Raw genomic sequence first — 14,563 nt, 5'->3', positions numbered from 1 at the left:
CGCCGTCAAACGGGTGACGGCCGACGCCGAGGCGCCGGCCGCCATGCTGCATGCGACTTAACGCTTAACGTCGGTCACGTCCTGGGCATGCTCGACTTTGGCGGTGTCCTTGGTCTGTACCGAGAAGGAGTCCGCTTTCCAGTCGATGGTGCTGAAGGCGTGGGAAGAGGCATTGCCGTGTGCCGCCGCGCTGAGGCTGGTCACGCCGATCAGGCCGGTGGCGATGCTGGTGTATACCAGTTTCTTCAAGCGACGCGCATTGCGTTGATCGTTTTGCACTTCACTCATGACTTGCTCCTTTGTGTAAGTTGCGAAGTAACAAGATGGCCGCTAACGACAGGCTAAGCGGACATACCAGGCAGGCGATGGCGAGCCATCGTCGGCAAGGTTCTGGGTCGGCCGGCGCCGGCGCGCAGCCATGCGGCAAGCGGATCAGGCCCCGACCAATTTGCTGTCAAACCATTCGCGCAGGCCCGGCTCCGAGAACGCTTGGGCCAGGGCGACGGCGGTTTCCCGCGCCTGCTGTTGTTGCGTGGCCTGGGACAGGCCGCCGTGCGCGCGGGCCAGTTCCAGCAGCAGGAAGGCGCGGTCCACGTCCTCCTCGCCATGGCTGTCTATCAGCTTCAAGCCTTCGGCGGCGGCGTCCCTGGCCTGCGTCCAGTGGCCGAGATGGTTGGCCACCAGCGCGCGCAGATAGCAGGCCCGCTCGGCGTTGACCCAGGTGCCGCCGGCCTGCCACATCGCCTGGCAGCGAACGGCGGCCTCCTGCATGACATCGTTGATCGGCGCCGACGGTTCCGCCGCGTGGTTCATCCAGCCCGATACGACATTGTTCAGCGCCGCGCCCAGCATCGCCGCGACGGCGTTCGGGCCGTTCCACTGCTTGATCTGCTCCAGGGCGCCGCGCAGCGCCGACAGGAAGTTTTCGCCGGACGATTCGCGATCCGGGCTGTGCTGCAGCACGCCCAGGCGGATCACCGCCTGGGCTTCGGTCTCGCTGGCGCCGCTGGCGGCCATGAAGCGGGCCTGAGCGTGCCATGCCTGCAGCGGCTGGCCGGCGTAGAGCGCGGCGATCGCATGATTGCGATGTATGGTCGGTGAGGCGTCCGGTAGCGCGGCGATCCGTTGCTGGCGCTCGCAGGCGTCGGCCCAGGTGCCGTCCAGCTCCCCCAGCACATGATTCAGCAACCAGCTGTAACGCGGCGTGGTATCCAGACTCAGGCTCAACGGGTCCAGCTCGCGCAACTCGTGCGCGGCCGCCGCCGGATCCTTGTCGTGGTCTGCCATCAAGCGATCAATAACATTCATTTTTTGTGCCTCCCAGTTGAGGTGTTTGTCGTGATGGATTGAGTAAGGTGCGCCGGCAGTAATTTCTCAGCAATGAGCCGAAAAGCAGGAAAATCACGCCCAGCCATGCGGCGAAAATGATATCGCCCAGTTTCTTGCTGAAACGCATCCAGCCGCTGTAGGCCTTGTACAGCTTGACCTTGAATATCAGCCAGCGGGCGGTGCGCTCCGAGCCCACCGCGCTGACCAAGGAGGAACGGGCCTCGCGTTCGTGTTTCTCTTCGTCTATCGCGATGTCGTTGAACACCGCGGCGGCGTCGCTGAATTTGCCGCAGGCCCTGGCATAGCCCTTGAATTGGGTCGCGATCGAGCGTTCGCTGTCGTGGGCGAAGGCAAGAAAGTACAGCACGTCGTTCGGGTTCTTGACCAATTCCTTGCGTGCCAGGGTATGGCTGCCCATGCGGCCGGACGCCAGCTTGTGGGCGGCGTTGAGAAACTTGTCCGAGTGTTCCATTTCCTCCAGGCAGTTGCCGAACAACATCAGTTGAATCTCCGGCTGGTCGACGTATTGGATGGCGTTCAGGTATTGCCATGCGCTGTCGAATTCGATTTCCGAAAACGCCTTCAGCGTTTCCGCGGCGTGTTGCCGGCTGCGCCGCCACTGAATCGGCAGGGCAACGGCGGTGATCAATTTTCTTAGCAAGATGGCCATGGGCATCCTTCCGTCATCTGTTTGGGTCAACGAGGCTGAAATTCGGGCAGCCAGGTCAGCTGGCCGTGTTGCTGCAGGAAGTCGCAGAAGGCGGCCAGCTCGTCCAGCTCCAGCTCCAGATCGGCCGACAGCGTCTGCAGCGTGCGGCTGCCGTCCAGTTCGCCGCACAGCGTCGCGGTTTGATGATCCAGCGCGCAGGGGCGGGTATAGAAGGCGGTGCTCGACAAGATGATTTCCGGTGCTCCCGGCCGAGCGCTCAGCGAGGCGCGCGGGTGCAGGGCCGGCCGGCCGCCCGAGGCGGTTGGCGGCGCGGCGGCGCGGGTATAGCTGTCCAGCCAGGGAACGGCGGACGGCGCCTGCCGGACGTAGTGCCGGTTCAGCAGCGCGGCGCAGGCCTGGATGCTGGCCGGGTCGGCCTGGTGCCAGCCGTCGGCGGGAAACTCGGCCAGCAGGTGCAGCAGCCCGCCGGGCTGCAGGCGTTCGGTCAGCTGCCGCAGCGCGGCGCCGGGATCGAGCAGGTGGTCGAGCACGTTGATCGCGAGTATCTGCTGATACGGCGCGTCCCGCATGCCGCAATGGATGTCCAGCCCAAGCCGCCGGCTGCGATATTGCAGGAAGGCCAGCTTCACCGGATCGATTTCGACGACATCGACGCAGGCGCCGCCTATCGCCAGCTGCGTCGCGAAGTGTCCGCAACCGGCGCCGAAATCCAGCGTCCGGACGCCGGCCCGGCGATTCAGCGCGGCGAGTATCCGCGCGTCCTCGGCGCTTTCCTGTCCCAGCAGGTGCGCCCACACATCGTGGGTGACGTTGCATAGCCCGACATAGGCGTCGGCCAACGGCTCCAGCCATGCGCGCTCGACGGTGTCGCGGAAGTCGGCGATGCGCCCGATCTCGTCGGCGATAGGCGCCGGTAGTTCGGCGATGAAATGCAGCAGCGACCACGCCCCCTCTTCGGCCGCGCTGGCGGGGCCGGCGTCGGCGGGGGCCTGGGCGAGCGCCTGCGCGCAATACAGGCCGGCGAACTCGGCGACTTGTGCCGGGGAGGCCGGCTCCCGGCCTGGACCGAATCGTTGCCGCAACGGCGCCATGTCGACCGGCTCATCGATCAGCCGGCCCACTATCTGTTTCAGTTCATCGAGCATCTCGGCGTTCCCGGATGGTGGTCAGGCGTGAAAGTGGCCGCCGCTGCGGCGGCCCAGCAGCTTCTGTACTTCGGCGGCATAGGCCGGCTGCTCCAGCAGCGCGGACAGGCGCTCCAGCAGGGCGGGGCCGGCCGCGGCCCAGGCGTTGGCGCCGCCCGGAGGCAGGTAGCCGCGCATGTCGTCGCTGCCGACCGCGATATCGGCCAGCGCGCTGAACAGATCGAAATAACTGGGCATTTTCACCGCGACCGTGGTGTGCAGAGATTCGCCGGACAGCGCACAGGCGTGGTGGAAGCTGCCGCGCGGCAGATACAGCAGATCGCCGGGTTCCAGGTCGATGACGGCGTGGGGCGCGTCGTGGTCGTAGCTCACCGGCTGGCCGTACCCGACCAGCGGGTTGGTCTGACGCTGGCTGGACACGTACCAGCGTTTTCGACCGCTGATCTGCAGCACGAAGATCTCGACGCAATCGTAATGCGGCGCCAGGCCCGGGTGGTCCTGCTGCGAGTAGAACAGGCTGGTTTCGACCTCGGCGGAAAAGTATTCGGCGAAGCGTTTCTTCAATTGCATCAGTTCGGGGAAGTGCGCTTCCTGGCCGAAGCAATTCGCCGTCGCGCCGGCCTCCAGCAGCATCTTCACCCGTTTTTGCCGGACCGATACCGCGCGCCTGCCATCCATGTCGGTATATTCGACGATCAGCTGGTCATGCGGGATGAAGCCGCTGTCCAGATACATTTCGGGCAGGCGACGATATTGCCAGGGCGAGCCGCTTTCGACGATTTCCCGCAATCGGCCCGCGTCGGCCAGTCCGGCAAAGCGCGGGCTGCCATCGGCGATATAGAGCGGTTTCTGGTCCCAGTATTCGGCAAAGAAGTCGTCCAGGCCGATGGGACTGAGCAGTTCCGCCAGGTAGGTCGCCGTTTTCAGGCTGGAGTCCACGATATCGTTCATGATGGTTTCCCGACGATCATTGTATGTCCGTAGCCCACTGCGCCAGTTTCTCGGCGACCCGCTGGGCGCCCGCCGGCGCCAGATGGGCATCGGTTTCCAGATACAGCGGCGATTTGGCGCCGCGAAAATAGCTCAGCATGTCCAGGTCGTCCTCGAACGGCGACGGCTGTCTGGCGGCGTCGATAAATGGCGGCGGGCTGTAACGCTGCAGCCAGGACGGGGAAAAGCGCGCCTTCCACGGCACGATGGTGAATGTCAGATGCCGTCCACGCTTTGCCTGCTGTTCCCGGTACAGATTCGCGATCCGGGCGTTCAGCACCGTCGCGGCGACGACGGAGCGCTGGTCGAAGCCCAGCGGCGTCGGGCGGTCGTAATGCACGAAGCTGTCCCAGGCTTCGAGCGAGGCCTGCAGGAGCAGGGACTTCATCAGCGCGCAACGCAGCGCGTCGCCCTCCATGCCGGAGCTGATCAGGTAGCCACAGGCGACGTTGACATGCCGGAACAGGCCGTAGGCGTCCCAAGCGTCGTTTTCCTCGGTATGCAGCACGACGACCCAATCCCGCTGCGGGATGGCGCGCAAGGTCTTTATATAATCGAGCGGGCCGTAGCCGGGCACGCCGTCATTGACCACGCGGACGCGCTTGCCCAGCATCCGCTGCATTTGCGCGGCGATGGTTTCCTGGTCGGACAGCCCCCAGCCGAATACCTGGGAGTCGCCCACCAAATGCAGGACCGGCGCGCCTGCCGCCGGCGCGCCCGGAGTGATCCGGCGGCCATCGCCGTCGGTGCTGATGCTCAGCGTCCGGCCGAATTGCCGCACTTGTGTTTTTTGGTCCGGCAACAGCCGGTAGCTGTCGCCGTCCAGACGGAAGATGGGCGGAGAAAAGTCGATATTGCCGAAAGCGAGGCGCATCAGGCCTTCGGCCAACAAGGCCAGCAGCAGGATGGCGAGTGAAAATTTCTTCCAGGACCAGAGGCGTCTGCCTTTGACGATGTTTTCAGCGTTCGCCTTGTCTTTTACCGCCTCGGTAGCCAGATTTTCACTGTTTGGCATGGTTGATCGCTTTCAGTATCGAGTCGGCGATAATCTGGTTTCCCAGCGCGTTGTAGTGATGGCTGGCCCGGTCCAGGATGGTTTTGGGATCGAAGCGCGCCAAATCCGGCTCGGGCATCGCGACGATCAGGCCGCTCTGCGTCAATGCGGTCGCGATCGATTGTTGCATCTGATCGAGCCGGCGCCTGGATTCGGGGATGCGTTTCTCCCATGAGTCGAACTCTTCGGCGGATGGATAGAAGCGGCGGTATTTCAGGAATTCGGACGGCGCTACCTGGTAATCGTTCGGCAGTATCAGCACCACGGTTTTTTCGGCCGGGGGCGCCGACGCGTTCAATCGTTTTATCGCGGCGACGCTGGCTTCGGCCAGCGCGCGGCGCTCGTCCTGATCCAGCGTGAACAGGACGGGATTGGCGCCGGGCGGCAGATAGCCCATCTCGTTCCCCGCCAGTATCGATTTCAATATGGTGAAGTCCAGCATGAAGACGCTGTGCACCGACAACCATTCCCGAATCGCCTTGAAGCGGGGCAAGGTGATGTTGGCCGGCGTGAAAAACATCTCGTCGAGGTCGTTGCCGAGATTCAGACAGATGATCTTCAGCTTCAGCTTGATGCCGGGATGCTTGGCGCGATAGTCGGCGGCCCAGCTGTTCAGCGACTCCGGCTCGGTGCCGGCGACCGCCATCAGGCCGGCGACCGGCGTGCCGGGCAGGCGGTTCGCCAGACGCGAGGTGAAGGTGGCGGAAAACGGCATGCCCCAGCCGAAAGCCTGGGAGTCGCCGATGGTCAGGACCTGCGGCGGCCGGGCCGCGCCGTCGCACTGGGCGGTGCGAAGCCCGTCGCCGTCGGTGCAGATGTGGAACGGCGCGCCATTGGCGAAGACGACGGTCGCTTGAAACAGCGGCGGCATCCGCGGATTGCCGATCTGATCGGTAATGAAGGGCACCATGGGCCGCTTGCCCAGGTGAAACAGCCTGCTCAAGCCTTCCAGCGCCAGCGCCATCGCCGACAAGATCAGCGCCATGGCGATCAGGTTGACGCCGTAGTCCTTCATTCTGCGTGGTAGCCAATTCAATCGGGACGGTGCCATCGTGCCTGTCATCGCCATGACTCCGCGAGCTAGAACAACGGGTACAGGAAGGGTGCCAGGATGCCGGACGACGAAATGATGGCCAGCAGCAGGGCAATGACGAGCAGGGTGGGCAGCATGAACAGCAGCATTCTTCTGCCGCCCTTGTTCAGATCCTTGAATATCTCGACGATGGAACTGAATACCCCCTGGATGATCCACAGATATTTCATTGCCTGTCTCCCGAGTACGCTTTGCGGAATACCATATTGTCCAGAACCAGAACATCGATGCCGGTGCGCGCGAACATCGCGAGCGCCAGATGCGGATGGCCAACCATGGGGAACGAGCGCTCGTTCAGCGAGGTGTTCAATATCGCGGCAAGGCCGCTATGTCTGCCGATAGCCGTCAACAGCTTCCAATAGCGCGGATTGTCTTCCCGGGCGCAGATCTGAGGCCGCGTGGTGCCGTCCACATGAATGGCGCCGCGCAGCGAGTCATAACATCGCTGATCGACTTCCCATATCGTTTGCATCCACTTGATAGGCAGCACCGAATTGCCGGGCAATTGGAATATCTTGTCGGCGTCCTCGGCGGCCAGCGACAGCGCATACGGACGGAAGTGGACATGGCTTTTGACCTGGTGGCTCATCCGGCGCACGGCGGCCAGGTTGGACGGGTCCACCAGCAAGGAGCGGTTGCCCAGCGCGCGCGGACCAAGCTCGAAGCGGCCCTGCACCCAGGCGACGATGGCGCCGGAGCACAGCATCTCGGCGATATCGGCGGCGAGGGCGTCTTCATCGTGGTACTCGCTGCGGCGTATCGATTCCGCGGCGCGCACGCCCGGGTTCTGCCTGCCGACGAGAAAGTCCATCGCGCCGTCGGCCGCCAGCAGCGGCCGCACCACGTCGCTGCCCCATGAACAGCCGAGATAAGGGTGGGTGATCGGCCTGACCGGCCCGTGTTCGGCGGCGTACAGGAAGGCGGTTCCATACGCCGCGCCGCCATCGCCCGGATCCGGCGGGATGAACAGCCCGTCGAAGCCGCTTTCTCTGGCGAGACGGGAGTTGGCCAGGCAGTTCAGCGCGACGCCGCCGGCGAAGCACAGGTTTTGCTGTCCGGTCTGGGCCCTGAGCAGGCGGGCCAGGCCAAGCAGCACCTCGGCCAGCACTTCCTGCAGGCTGGCCGCGATATCGGCGCAGCGCTGGTCGTCGGCGGAGACGTTTTCTTGCTGTTCGGCGAGCGAGTCGAATGGATAAGGGATGCGAATGTCGCGCGGCGGGCCGAATACCTCGACCAGCCGGCTGGTGAATATCTCGTTCGCATTGCCCTCGAAGTTGAAGTAGCTGGCATCGACATGATAACTGCCGTCCTGGCGCGGATTCAGAATCCCCTTGATGCGCTCGGTGTAAATGGGTCTGCCGAACGCGGCCAGCGCCATCGTGCTGGCTTCCGCGGAATTGGGCTTGAATCCCAGGTAGGCGGTAAACGCCGCATAAACCAGGCCTATCGAGTGCGGGTATTGAAACTGCTCTATTACCTTGTATTTTTCCGGACCATTGCGGCTGGCCGTCGCCAGCGTGGTGCAATCCCATTCCCCTATGCCATCGACGATCAAGACCGCGGCCGACTCGAATGGCGAGGCGAAGAACGCCTGCGCGATATGCGAGTGGTGATGCTCCATCAAGTGAATCTTCGATAAAGGCAGATTGAAGCGGGCGCTCAGACTGGAGCGCACCCACAGTTTTTCCTTGAGCCAGCTTTTATTCGCCGAAATGAAATTGCGAATGCCGCTCGGGAATTGAGACAGGCTGGTTGAAAGGATGCGGGAGTACTTGGTCGATGGGCGCTCGTAATAAACAACCTGATCAATTTGAGATTGGTCGAGGCTGTGCTGCCGCATCAGAGCGGACAATGCTTGGGCAGGATAATTGCTATCGTGCTTTTGCAATGTGAATCGCTCTTCGGCGGCGACACCCAGCAGTTCGCCATCGGAGACCAAGGCCGCGCTGCCATCATGAAAATCAAACGACAAACCGACGATATTCACTATACGTCTCTCTTTTGGAAAAAGACTGCGCTAGTAAAAACGGGAAGCTTGCGTGTTCGGCTGGCGGCGCGCGGGCATGGACTATTGAGGTGAAGCAAGTAGTCGAGCGCGAAGGTAGCCAGATTGACTTTCCACACTTATGCCACCGGCGGATTGTAAATGCACCTGTTACAAGTGACAGGAATTGAGTTACATGGCTGCTTAAACAGACTGCGCCGACGGTGATGGTCGGCCGTTACCGGCTTGTCGGCGGCCGGCGGGATCGGTTGTCGATGGCGGGAGGAGGAACCGGGAGCCTGTTCACGGTCTTCTCCTATCGTCTCGGGCCGTTTGCCGCCGGCGCATGGCTTTGTCAAAAGCGCCTGGCAGCGGATGACGCTGCGATGGGCGGTTTCCGCGTCCGTGAGCCGGCAGAAAGCGGCCGTTGCCGGAAGAAGATGGTGAGCAGGCTCTGAGGACAGGTGGCGGGCGCGATGGCCGCCGGCTGTGACAAGGGCGCCTGGCCGCGCTCGGCCAGCGGGGCGGAAGGGGGCGGCGGCGGGGCGCCGCGATCGATGGAAACCGGTTGTGAGGCCGATTTCTTTCATGCATCAGGCCGAGGCGTCGGGGAGGAGGCTTGGCCGTGGCGAGCGCAGGCCGGGCGGCATTGCCGGGAGGACCTGTGGTTTTGCATGTCATCAATGAGTATTTTGCATTTAATTAGCCGATGTTAAATCTATGCGGGGAGTGAGGAGAGGTCATTTTTTGCAAAAAAACAACATTTATTGAGGAAATGCGACACAAGAAGTTTGCCATGCGACATGCCGGCCGAGGCGTGGCGGCGCAGCTGCGGGACGGCGGCGCAGAGAGACTGCGCCGCCTTATCTGACCAAAATGCCAATGGTATATATATTTAGGGCGCAGCGCCGTGAAAAACATATCCCTGGCAAGATCAATTCCATTGATGACCGATTGTGACTGAAATTTACAAATATTGACATCTCGGATGCTCTCTTAACACACTCGAAACATGACCGGCCATGACGCATGGGTCAGGTTGTACGCCCCCCGCGATGCCGGCACAGAACCGGCGGGCGGGAAAAGAGAAATAGAGTGAAGGAGAGTTCCGTGATGAAAAGAACCAAGCTGGCGCTGGCGCTGGCTGTCATCGGCATTGGCGCTCAGGCGCCTCAGGCCTGGGCCGACGAGGCCTCCGAGCTGGACCGGGTGGAAGTGACCGGCTCCAATATCAAACGCAGCATCAAGCAGGAAAAAGCGCTGCCGGTCAGCATCATCCGCACCGAGGACATGGCCAAGCAGGGCTTCACCACGGTGGAGCAGGTGGTCAACTCCCTGGCCAGCAACCAATCCAACCTGGTCGGCGCGTCGTCGGTGCAGTCGGTCAGCGGGGGCGCCTCGTACGCCGGCCTGCGCGGTTTTGATCCGCAATACACGCTGGTGCTGCTCGATGGCCGCCGGGTGGCCAATCAGGCCATTTCCGGCATCGCAACCGATCTGAACGCCATTCCGCTGTCGGCGATAGACCGGATCGAGGTACTGCGGGATGGCGCTTCGGCGCTGTATGGCAGCGACGCGATCGGCGGGGTGATGAATTTCATCACCAAGAAGAGCTACCAGGGCATGACCATTTCCGGCGAGGCGCTGGCCACCCAGCACAAGGGCGGCGATTCCGCGAATGTCAGCGTGCTGGGCGGTGTCGGCGATCTCGCCAAGGACGGCTGGAACGCATACGGGGTGCTGTCGTACCAGAAGAGCAGGGCGATCAAGACTGTCGATCGCGACTTCGCCACCAAGAACCAGTCGCTGAGCCCCATCACCTATCCGGCAAACTTCCTGTACCAGTCCAAGGGCAATCCCGGGGACGGCAATGTCTACAACGCTTCGATGCCGGGCTGCCGTCCGCCGTACTCGACGCCGAAGGATGCGACCAGCTGTGGCGAAAAAACCTGGATGTTCATGGACTTGACGCCGGAGGTGGAGCAATTCACCGCCAACGGCAAGCTGAGCAAACAGTTTGGCGACCACCTGCTGACGGCGCAGTATCTGGGTTCGCGGAACATCAGCATCACCCGTATCGGCCCGACGCCTATGCAGTCGGTCGCCACGCTGACGGCGGGCGTCAACAAATACTTCCCGACCGTGTTGCCCGATGGCTCGCCGGTCACGCCGGGCGCCACGGCGGTGCTGAACCTGCGCAGCGATCCGCTGGGCCCCAGGAGCACCAAGAGCACGTCCGACACGCAGCGGCTGGCGTTGAATCTGGAAGGTTTGATTGGCGGCTGGGACTATCGGACCGGCGCCGCTTATTCATCGAACAAGACCACGATCAATTACAAGAGCGGCTATGTGAACAGCGAGAAGATAGAGCAGGCGCTGTTGTCGGACCAGATCAACCCGTTCGGGGACTCTCCGGCCAGCGCTTGGCAGAACGTCGAGCTGAAAGGGGACGGCTGGATTTCGAAATATGAAACCGCCCTGGCCGACTTCAAGGCCAGCAAGGAGATTTTCGCCTTGCCGGCCGGCAATGTCGCGGCGGCGATAGGCGGGGAATTGCGGCACGAGAAGCTGGACAGCCAGATCCAGGATCTGGCGCAGTACGCGATCGGCTCCGGCATCGCGGACTCCAAATCGACCAAGGGCAGCCGCAATATCTCGGCGCTGTACCTGGAGGCGGAAGTGCCGGTCATCAAGGGTCTGGATGTGCAGCTGGCCGCCCGCTACGACAAGTACAGCGACTTCGGCAAGGCTTTCAATCCCAAGGTGGCGTTCAAGTATCAGCCGACGGCGCAGATCCTGTTCCGCGGCTCCGCCAGCAGGGGATTCCGCGCGCCGTCGCTGTTCGATGTCTTTCAGCCGGATGCCAAGACCTATACCAATGGCAACGATCTGAACGATCCGGTGCGCTGCCCGAACGGCACGCCGGCAAACGGCGGCGACAAGACCGATTGCGGCACCACGTTCTTCGCCAAGCAGGGCGGGAATAGCAAGCTGGAACCGGAACGCGCCAGCTCCCTGACCTTCGGCGTGGTGATCGAGCCGGTAAAGGATATCACTGCCAGCGTCGACTTCTGGTGGACCACCATCCACAAGGTGATAGGCGTGCTGGATAACGATCTGATTTTCCAGGATCCGGTCAAGTATGCCGATCGGTTCGTTCGCGTGGATCCGAGCAATCCGTACTCCAAGCTCGACTATGTGTCCACCCCGACCGAGAACCTCGGCAATCTGAGCGCCTCCGGCCTGGACGCGTCGTTCTCCTGGCGTTTGCCTAAGACTCGTTACGGCAATGTCGCCATCAATCTGGACGGCACCTACACCTCCAAATTCACCCAGCAGGTGGAGGCGGGCGGCCAGTACTACTCGCGTCTGAGCCAGTGGAACAATGGCTTGCAACCCATTGTGCGCTGGAAGCACAGCCTGGGCTTCAACTGGTCCCTGGAGAACTGGAGCGCGTCGCTGACGCAGAATTATGTGTCCGGCTACACCGACTACAAGGCGACCAACAACGTCAAGCCGTATTCGAACTGGAACCTGTCGTCGACCTATCTGTGGCAGAAGAAGTTGAGCGTGACCGCAGGGGTGAAGAACCTGTTCGACCAGGAGCCGCCGTTCAGCAACCAGAACAAGTTCTTCCAGAAAGGATTCGATCCGATTCTGGCCGACCCGGTCGGCCGCGCCTACTTCTTGAAAGCGTCATACAAACTGTAGTGTCTGGCTATTGTATTTAGTCCACAGCTATAGCATTCTGTCATGGGTTGTGAACCCGAGAAGTAGGTACCGGGCGGGCGCGAAGCTTCGCGCCCCTCCGGTGTTGTAATCCGTTGGCGGGTCCGGGCCTGTCGGCCCACAAGGCAGACGGGCCCGGCTTGCCGGTTTTGAATAGAGTGGGTAACCCATATGACTAGTATCACAGCCAAGGGAGTGGGAGGGCCTCCGCCCCGGCGACGATTCGCCGGCCTTGCCGGCGTGATCATCTTTCACGCCGTGCTGATCTACGCGCTGGTGACGGGATTGGCGCAGGGCGTGGTGAAGGTGATCCAGCAGAAAGTGGAAGTCGCGGTGATCAGCGAACCGCCGCCGCCTCCGCCGCCGCCGCCGCCGAAAATCGAGAAGGTGGTGCAGCAGCCGGCGACGCCTAAGCCGCAGGCCTATGTGCCGCCGGTGGTGAACCCGCCGCCGGTCACGCAATCGGCGAACGCGATCCAGTCGGTGACGTCCGATCCGAAGCCGCAACCTGCGCCGACGCCGGCGCCGGTGGTGGAAGCGCCCAAAGGCCCGGTTTCGGCCAAGGCGAACTGCAGCCATCTGGAAGCACCGGAATATCCGAGCAAGGCGCAGGAAGACGAAGTGCAAGGCGTGGTGAACGTGGTGTTCAGCGTCGGCGCGGACGGCAAGTTCGGTGGCAACGCCAGCTACAATTTCAGCGGCGACATCCCGCCGCGCTACCGTAGCGCGTTCAAGTCGGCGATCGCGAACGCATTGCAAGGCTATACCTGCCAGGCCAATACCCAGCTGAAACAGGAATTCGGCTTCAAACTCGACTCTGGCTCCTAAGACCAGGGCATCTCAAGACACAAAGGAGCAATACCATGATCAAGATCACCCGATCCCTTCTGGGCAAAGTATTGGGCGCGGCCGCGCTGATGAGCGCGCTGCCGGCATTGGCGGCCGAGACCGTCAACACTTCGAATCCGTACGGTATCGACGCGCTGTGGTCGCAAGGCGACTTCGTGGCGCGCGGTACGCTGATTATTCTGCTGATCATGTCCGCGTCGACCTGGTATGTGGGCATCGTCAAGCTGTTGGAACAACGCCGCCTGATCAAGCAGGGGCATGAGTTGCTGGCCCACCATGGCGTGGAGCTGCAAAAGGCCGCCAGCGAGCTGGCGGACGAAGGAATGTACAGCGCGGTGGCGCAGGCCGGCATCGAGGCGGCGGGCGAGCACAAGGGCGAGCTGGCTAACCGCGTGGATCTGAACACCTGGGTGGCGATGGCGATTTCGGACGCGGTGGATTCGGCGAGCCACCACATGCAGAACGGCCTGTCGGTGATCGCGACGGTGGGTTCGACGGCGCCGTTCGTTGGTCTGTTCGGCACGGTCTGGGGCATTTACCACGCGCTGGTGAAGATCGGCACGTCGGGTCAGGCGTCGATCGACAAGGTGGCCGGTCCGGTGGGCGAGGCGCTGATCATGACGGCGATCGGTCTGGCGGTGGCGGTGCCGGCGGTGCTGGGTTACAACTGGCTGGTGCGTCGCAACAAGCTGGTGCTGGACAATGTGCGCGTGGTGTCCGGCCGCCTGCACGCCAGCCTGCTGAACAACCCGAACCGGTAAGCAGCGATGGCCCGATACAAGCGAATAGGGCACGGCCGGGCGGAAGAGGATCAGGTGCTGTCGGCGATCAACACCACGCCGTTGGTGGACGTGATGCTGGTGCTGCTGATCATCTTTCTGATCACGGTGCCGGTGGTGACGCAGACGGTGAAGATGACGCTGCCGAAAGAGCAGAACATTCCGACGCAGACCAAGCCGGAGAATGTGGTGCTGGGCGTGGGACCGGACAGCCGGATCTACTGGAACATGACGCCGGTGAAGGATCAGGCGGAACTGTTGACGCGTCTGGTGAAGGAAGCGAAGAAGGATCCGCAGCCGGAAGTGCACATCCGGGGCGACGCGTCGGCGAAGTACGCGCCGATAGGTCGCATCGTGCTGGCGGTGCAGCAGGCTGGGATCGTCAAGATCGCGTTTATCACGGAGCCGCCGAGTCCGGGCGGCGCGAGCGAGTAGGAGAGGGATCATGGCGATGAACGTGGGGTCGTCGGGAGAAGACGACCTGATGATGGAAATCAACACCACGCCGTTGATCGACGTGATGTTGGTGATGCTGATCATGCTGATCATCACGATACCGATCCAGACGCACGCGGTGAAGCTGGACATGCCGCAGAACACGCCGTCGAAGCCGTTGACGAAGCCGGTGGTGGTGCAGATCGACATCGCGCCGGACAACGCGGTGATGTGGAACGGCGAGCGTTTGCAGAGTCGCGAGGCGCTGGAAACCAAGCTGGCGGCGGCGGGCAAGGCGGAGCCGCAGCCGGAGTTGCACATCAAGCCGAACAAGGACGCGAGTTACGCGCCGGTGGCGATGGTGCTGGCGGAGTCGCAGCGTCTGGGCCTGACGAAGCTGGGCATCGTCGGATCGGAACAGTTCGTGCAGTAAACGCGGTTTTCGACCGGACCGGAAAGGCAGCCACTGGCTGCCTTTCTTTTCACCGCAAAGTGTCATGGAGAAA

14 protein-coding genes are annotated in these 14,563 nt (G+C 62.4%); 5 read left to right on the top strand and 9 right to left on the bottom strand.

Going from position 1 to position 14,563, the window contains the following annotated elements; genetic code table 11:
- Window positions 1–57: 57 nt before the first annotated feature.
- From CXB49_RS12480 to CXB49_RS12440, 9 genes are all read right to left on the bottom strand, one after another.
- Window positions 58–288 carry a hypothetical protein gene (locus CXB49_RS12480; RefSeq protein ID WP_158300813.1) on the bottom strand — a complete coding sequence of 77 codons (231 nt, stop codon included), beginning with the start codon at window positions 286–288 and terminating at the stop codon, window positions 58–60.
- Window positions 289–432: 144 nt separating this feature from the next.
- Window positions 433–1,287: a hypothetical protein gene (locus CXB49_RS12475; protein ID WP_101708703.1), complete on the bottom strand. Its 855-nt coding sequence runs from the start codon at window positions 1,285–1,287 to the stop codon at window positions 433–435.
- A 7-nt stretch (window positions 1,288–1,294) separates the two neighbouring features.
- Window positions 1,295–1,999 carry a ferritin-like domain-containing protein gene (locus tag CXB49_RS12470; RefSeq protein ID WP_101708702.1) on the bottom strand — a complete coding sequence of 235 codons (705 nt, stop codon included), beginning with the start codon at window positions 1,997–1,999 and terminating at the stop codon, window positions 1,295–1,297.
- Between the two features lie 26 nt (window positions 2,000–2,025).
- The gene (locus CXB49_RS12465) at window positions 2,026–3,144 is read right to left on the bottom strand and encodes a bifunctional 2-polyprenyl-6-hydroxyphenol methylase/3-demethylubiquinol 3-O-methyltransferase UbiG (protein ID WP_101708701.1); all 1,119 of its coding nucleotides are present in this window, start codon (window positions 3,142–3,144) and stop codon (window positions 2,026–2,028) included.
- Window positions 3,145–3,165: 21 nt separating this feature from the next.
- A complete protein-coding gene (locus CXB49_RS12460; protein WP_158300812.1) occupies window positions 3,166–4,095 on the bottom strand; it encodes a JmjC domain-containing protein in 930 nt (309 codons plus the stop codon).
- A 16-nt stretch (window positions 4,096–4,111) separates the two neighbouring features.
- Window positions 4,112–5,149: a hypothetical protein gene (locus tag CXB49_RS12455; protein WP_101708699.1), complete on the bottom strand. Its 1,038-nt coding sequence runs from the start codon at window positions 5,147–5,149 to the stop codon at window positions 4,112–4,114.
- A complete protein-coding gene (locus CXB49_RS12450; RefSeq protein WP_158300811.1) occupies window positions 5,136–6,239 on the bottom strand; it encodes a hypothetical protein in 1,104 nt (367 codons plus the stop codon). Before CXB49_RS12450 ends, CXB49_RS12455 begins: the two co-directional genes overlap by 14 nt.
- Window positions 6,240–6,268: 29 nt before the next feature.
- Entirely contained in the window at window positions 6,269–6,451 is a 183-nt protein-coding gene (locus tag CXB49_RS12445; protein WP_101708697.1) for a hypothetical protein, read from the bottom strand.
- Window positions 6,448–8,268: a carbamoyltransferase N-terminal domain-containing protein gene (locus CXB49_RS12440; protein ID WP_101708696.1), complete on the bottom strand. Its 1,821-nt coding sequence runs from the start codon at window positions 8,266–8,268 to the stop codon at window positions 6,448–6,450. Before CXB49_RS12440 ends, CXB49_RS12445 begins: the two co-directional genes overlap by 4 nt.
- A gap of 1,110 nt (window positions 8,269–9,378) precedes the next feature.
- Between CXB49_RS12440 and CXB49_RS12435 the strand changes: the two genes are divergently transcribed.
- From CXB49_RS12435 to CXB49_RS12415, 5 genes are all read left to right on the top strand, one after another.
- The gene (locus tag CXB49_RS12435) at window positions 9,379–11,976 is read left to right on the top strand and encodes a TonB-dependent siderophore receptor (RefSeq protein ID WP_101708695.1); all 2,598 of its coding nucleotides are present in this window, start codon (window positions 9,379–9,381) and stop codon (window positions 11,974–11,976) included.
- Window positions 11,977–12,234: 258 nt separating this feature from the next.
- Window positions 12,235–12,822: a hypothetical protein gene (locus tag CXB49_RS12430; RefSeq protein WP_233492797.1), complete on the top strand. Its 588-nt coding sequence runs from the start codon at window positions 12,235–12,237 to the stop codon at window positions 12,820–12,822.
- A gap of 35 nt (window positions 12,823–12,857) precedes the next feature.
- Window positions 12,858–13,604, top strand: coding sequence for a MotA/TolQ/ExbB proton channel family protein (locus tag CXB49_RS12425; RefSeq protein ID WP_101708693.1), 747 nt, complete (start codon window positions 12,858–12,860; stop codon window positions 13,602–13,604).
- A 6-nt stretch (window positions 13,605–13,610) separates the two neighbouring features.
- Window positions 13,611–14,057, top strand: coding sequence for a biopolymer transporter ExbD (locus tag CXB49_RS12420; RefSeq protein ID WP_101708692.1), 447 nt, complete (start codon window positions 13,611–13,613; stop codon window positions 14,055–14,057).
- Window positions 14,058–14,067: 10 nt separating this feature from the next.
- Entirely contained in the window at window positions 14,068–14,490 is a 423-nt protein-coding gene (locus CXB49_RS12415) for a biopolymer transporter ExbD (protein ID WP_101708691.1), read from the top strand.
- The last annotated feature ends 73 nt before the right edge of the window (window positions 14,491–14,563 follow it).

This window comes from Chromobacterium sp. ATCC 53434 (assembly GCF_002848345.1).
GTDB lineage: Bacteria > Pseudomonadota > Gammaproteobacteria > Burkholderiales > Chromobacteriaceae > Chromobacterium.
This window is presented reverse-complemented; position numbering and strand designations above follow the sequence as displayed.

Excerpts from the sequence above, each read along its gene's own strand:
- CXB49_RS12480 (WP_158300813.1), bottom strand. The coding sequence starts at position 288 with ATGAGTGAAGTGCAAAACGATCAACGCAATGCGCGTCGCTTGAAGAAA.
- CXB49_RS12475 (WP_101708703.1), bottom strand. The coding sequence starts at position 1,287 with ATGGCAGACCACGACAAGGATCCGGCGGCGGCCGCGCACGAGTTGCGC.
- CXB49_RS12470 (WP_101708702.1), bottom strand. The coding sequence starts at position 1,999 with ATGGCCATCTTGCTAAGAAAATTGATCACCGCCGTTGCCCTGCCGATT.
- CXB49_RS12465 (WP_101708701.1), bottom strand. The coding sequence starts at position 3,144 with ATGCTCGATGAACTGAAACAGATAGTGGGCCGGCTGATCGATGAGCCG.
- CXB49_RS12460 (WP_158300812.1), bottom strand. The coding sequence starts at position 4,095 with ATGAACGATATCGTGGACTCCAGCCTGAAAACGGCGACCTACCTGGCG.
- CXB49_RS12455 (WP_101708699.1), bottom strand. The coding sequence starts at position 5,149 with ATGCCAAACAGTGAAAATCTGGCTACCGAGGCGGTAAAAGACAAGGCG.
- CXB49_RS12450 (WP_158300811.1), bottom strand. The coding sequence starts at position 6,239 with ATGGCACCGTCCCGATTGAATTGGCTACCACGCAGAATGAAGGACTAC.
- CXB49_RS12445 (WP_101708697.1), bottom strand. The coding sequence starts at position 6,451 with ATGAAATATCTGTGGATCATCCAGGGGGTATTCAGTTCCATCGTCGAG.
- CXB49_RS12435 (WP_101708695.1), top strand. The coding sequence starts at position 9,379 with ATGAAAAGAACCAAGCTGGCGCTGGCGCTGGCTGTCATCGGCATTGGC.
- CXB49_RS12425 (WP_101708693.1), top strand. The coding sequence starts at position 12,858 with ATGATCAAGATCACCCGATCCCTTCTGGGCAAAGTATTGGGCGCGGCC.
- CXB49_RS12420 (WP_101708692.1), top strand. The coding sequence starts at position 13,611 with ATGGCCCGATACAAGCGAATAGGGCACGGCCGGGCGGAAGAGGATCAG.
- CXB49_RS12415 (WP_101708691.1), top strand. The coding sequence starts at position 14,068 with ATGGCGATGAACGTGGGGTCGTCGGGAGAAGACGACCTGATGATGGAA.